The sequence below is a fragment of the Micromonospora sp. ATLC20 genome (genome assembly GCF_057196585.1).
Map to the genome: position 1 here is coordinate 1 of NZ_JBXUOV010000334.1, position 2,623 is coordinate 2,623.

At 79.9% G+C, this 2,623-nt stretch carries 3 protein-coding genes; all 3 read right to left on the bottom strand.

Annotated elements, in window-relative coordinates:
* Window positions 1-1,385, bottom strand: a 1,385-nt coding sequence (locus AC2CHG_RS31005; RefSeq protein WP_484526159.1) for a DNA polymerase Y family protein, incomplete at its 3' end; no start/stop codon positions are given.
* Complete coding sequence (locus AC2CHG_RS31010; protein WP_355511654.1) at window positions 1,382-2,143, bottom strand: hypothetical protein; 762 nt, start codon at window positions 2,141-2,143, stop codon at window positions 1,382-1,384. The genes AC2CHG_RS31005 and AC2CHG_RS31010, both read right to left, overlap by 4 nt.
* Window positions 2,144-2,282: 139 nt before the next feature.
* Window positions 2,283-2,623 (bottom strand): SAV_6107 family HEPN domain-containing protein (locus AC2CHG_RS31015; RefSeq protein WP_484526160.1); only part of this gene is annotated, 341 nt, incomplete at its 5' end.

Consider the following 2,623-nt stretch of genomic DNA (forward strand, 5'->3'; position numbering starts at 1 on the left):
GCCCGGCCCCGCCCGGCCCGCCGCCCGGCACGCACACCCGAAGCCGGTACGACGACCGAGGCGGACGCGGCACCCGGAGCGGCCCCGACAGCCCGGGACGGCGACGCGGCCGGAGCCGGGGACGCCGGAGCCGGTGACGGCAGGGGTGGCGGGCCGGGTCGGGCGGGCGCCCGCTCGTCGCCCCACGGCACGAGGCGTACCTGGTCGGCCGGGGACCGCCCGCCGCCGAGCACGGCGGTGACCACCGCCTCGGGGCCGAGGATGCCCTGCACCCGGCTCAGCGCCCGGTGCGCCCGCTCCCGCTCCTCACCGGTCTCCCCCCACAGCCCGGGTTGCAGGCCCGCCTGGGCGAGCACCCCGTCGGGCACCAGTCGCAACCGGACGATCCCGGCGGTGGGCCGGGCCGGACGCGTCCCGCCCCGGCCGTTGCTGCCGGAGAGCCAGCCGTCGAGCTGCCAGCGGACCCGGTCGGCGACGGCCGCGGCGGTGAGCAGGCCGTCGTGCCGCCAGACCCGGTGCAGTTCCTGGCCGTGGGCGGTGACCGCCTCGATGCCGAGGCGGGTGCAGGCAAGGCCGTACCCGGCCAGCCGCTCGTGCAGCCGCTCGGCGAGCATGCGGGCGGCGAACGCGGCGGCGTCGACCCGGTCGACCGGCTCGTCGTAGTCGGCGGTGACGGTGAGGTCGGCGGGCGGCTGCCGGACCGCCAGCGGACGGTCGTCGCGGCCACCGGCGAGCCGGTGCGCCAGCGCCCCGTCGAAACCGAACCGGGCCAGCACGTCCCCGGCGGGCAGCGCCGCGAAGTCGCCGAGGGTGCGGACGCCGAGCCGGCGCAGCAGGTCGGCCAGCGCGGGCCGGCCGAGCGCCTCGACCGGCCGGGCGGCCAGGAACTCGCGGGTGCCGCCGGGGGCCACGATCCGGCCCTCCCGGGCGGCCAGCCCGGCCGCGAACACCCCGTCGGCGATGCCGGCCTGGCTCTCCACCGCGCAGCTCTGCGCGACGTGCTCCACGATCCGCTCGGCCGCCGCCTCCTCGCCGCCGAGGTAGCGGCTCGGCCCCCGGGCCGCCGTGGCGCAGGCACCGGGCCGGATCACCTCGACGCCGGCGACCACCTCCTCCACGGCGGCCACCACCGGCTCGAACGCGCGTACGTCCCGCCCGGGGTCGTGGTCGACCACCGTCAGGTGCGGGCAGCGCCCCTGCGCCTCGCGGCGGCGCAGCCCGCGCCGGATGCCCTCGGCGCGGGCCCGCTCGGAGCAGGCGATCACCCGGTTGGCGTGCAGCACCACGACCGGGTCGGTGGCGGGCACCCCGTCGACGATCTCGGCGGCGAGAACCGGCCAGTCCGGGCACCAGAGCAGCAGCGTCCGCTGCGGTTCGCCGCTCACGCCGGACCGGCCGCGGCGAGCGTACGGGCGGGTGGGGCGACCACGCGCAGCCGGCGCGACGGCGCGGCGGACGGGACGCCGAGCCCCGCCGAGCGGGGGATCACCCGGGTCAGCTCGTCGCCGGGCAGCCACACCTTGATCTCCTTGGGGCGGGCGGCGGCGCCCCGGCCCCGGGCCGAGACGGTCACCTCGCGGCGGCGCAGCCGCCCGCGACCGGCGCCGAGCCCCTGCCAGACGCCCCGGACCACCTGGAGCGTGACGTCCGCGCCGTCCCACCGCCCGTACGGGACCAGGACGCTTCCGCGCTGCCGGGCACGGGCGGCCAGCCGGGTGGCGACCGAGGCGGAGACGGTGGCCGGCACGGCGGTGACCACCACGTCGACCCCGTCGATGAGCGCGGCGACCACTGTGGGCCACTCCGGCCCGGGGTCGGGCACCAGGGCCAGCCGCTCCAGGGCGATGCCCGCCTCGGCGGCGGCGCCGGCCCCGAAGGTGGGTACGCCGACCACCGCGCACCACGAGCCGGCCCGGGACGCCTCGGCGAGCAGCGCGATGATCAGCGATGTGGCGCCGCTGCGCCGGGGCTGGCCGGCGCCGACCGCGACGGTGCTGCCACGCCGCAGACCGCGGTTGGGCAGCAGCCCGGTCAGCTCGGCCCGCACGGGCAGCACCCGGTGGCCGCCGGCCGGGTCGGGCGCGCTCGCCGGACGGACCAGATCGGCCAGGGCGGCGGAACCGACCACCATGCGGCCCGCCATCGGACCAACCCCCCGTCGTGTTTCGCCACGGGCTCGCCCGTGGATGGTGCTGTGGATCGTGTCGTGCGCGGCACGCGTGTGCCGTGGGTGCGGCGCCCGGCCACCCGGGGTCCCGCCGGTGGTGGCCGGGCGCCACGAATCAGGCGGCGGCCGCTCCGGGCCGCGACGGCGGGGAGTCGGAGGCGCCGAGCCGCAGCGGGCGGGGCAGGCCGTCGAGCGCCGGCTGGTGGGCCAGGCCGAGCGCGGTCTCCACCACCGTCACGAACTCCTCGGCGGCGCGCAGCAGGTCGTCGGCCTCGCGGGCGGTGACCACGCGGGGGATGCCGGCCTCGGCGGCGGCCCGTTTGCTCGCGCCGGCGGCGAAGTAGGCGGCCCACTCGTCCAGCTCGGGGGCGACGGTGGCGAGCAGCACCCAGACGCTGGTGATCCGGTGCCGGCGGGTGGGCGCGGGGCGGGCCCGGGCGGCGAGCACGGCGGCGG

Bases quoted from the DNA above. Each gene is read 5' to 3' on its own strand.
- AC2CHG_RS31010 (WP_355511654.1), bottom strand. From the start codon at position 2,143: ATGGCGGGCCGCATGGTGGTCGGTTCCGCCGCCCTGGCCGATCTGGTC.